Source organism: Micromonospora sp. C31 (genome assembly GCF_018070575.1).
GTDB lineage: Bacteria > Actinomycetota > Actinomycetes > Mycobacteriales > Micromonosporaceae > Micromonospora.
Map to the genome: position 1 here is coordinate 1 of NZ_JAGPXN010000066.1, position 1172 is coordinate 1172.

At 74.7% G+C, this 1172-nt stretch carries 1 protein-coding gene; it reads left to right on the forward strand.

The genetic code is table 11. From position 1 onward, the window contains the following. Positions 1-1172: acyltransferase domain-containing protein (locus tag KBX06_RS27460; protein ID WP_374225684.1), on the forward strand; the 1172-nt coding region annotated here is incomplete at both ends.

A 1172-nucleotide genomic window follows, 5' to 3' on the forward strand; every position in this document is an offset into this window, starting at 1 on the left:
TGGACGAGTTCGCGTCGGTGGTGGCGGGCCTGTCGTGGCAGCCGCCGAAGGTGCCGGTCGTGTCGAACGTGACGGGTGCCGTCGCGGACGCGGACGAGATCACCGACCCCGGCTACTGGGTGCGGCACGTGCGGCAGGCGGTGCGGTTCGCCGACGGGGTGGCGGCGCTGCGGGCGCAGGGTGTGGACACGTTCCTGGAGGTCGGCCCGGACGCGGTCCTCACCGCCATGGCGGCCGAGGCGGCAGCGGCCGACGACGTGCGGTACGTCGCCACGCTGCGCCGCAACCAGCCCGACGTCACCACTCTCACCAGCGCCGTCGGGCAGCTCTGGGCCGCCGGCGTGCCGGTCGACTGGACGGCGTACCACGGCCAGACCGGTGCCCGGCCGCGCGTGGTCGAGCTGCCCACGTACGCCTTCGACCGGCAGCGCTACTGGCTGGAGGATCCCCGGCCCGCCACGGCTGCCGAGGGCGCCCACGCCCCCTCCGACGAGCAGTTCTGGGCGGCGGTCGAGTCCGGTGACCTCGGCGTGCTGGGCGACGAGTTGGCCGTCGGCGCGGACGAGCCGTCCACGGCGCTGCTGCCCAGGCTCGCCCGCTGGCGGCGGGCGACGCAACAGCGGGCCGCCGTCGACTCCTGGCGCTACCGGACGACGTGGCGTACGGCCACCGTGCCGGCTGCGACGACGCTGGCGGGGACCTGGCTGCTGCTGATGGCGCCTGGACAGGAGGACCACCCGGCGGCCGTGGCCTTGGCCGACCGGGCCGGGCGGGCGGTTCCGGTGCTGGTCCCGGCCGACGCCGACCGCGACCGGGTGGCGCGGCTGCTGCGGGAGGCGATGGGGCCCGACGACCGGGACGCCCACGTGGTGTCCCTGCTGTCGCTGACGGAGTCGCGGCAGCCGTCCACGGTTCCGGCCGCCGCCGAGGTGACGACGGCACTGGTAGTGGCGCAGGCACTCACCGACGTCGGTGGGACGGGCCGGTTGTGGTGGCTGACGCGTGGGGCGGTGTCGGTCGGCGGCTCCGACGAGTTGACCGATGTCGCGGGTGCTGCGGTGTGGGGTTTGGGTCGGGTGGTGGGTTTGGAGGTGCCGTTGCGGTGGGGTGGTTTGGTGGATTTGCCGGGGTTGTTGGATGGGGGGGTGTGGGGTCGGTTGTGTGGGGTGTTG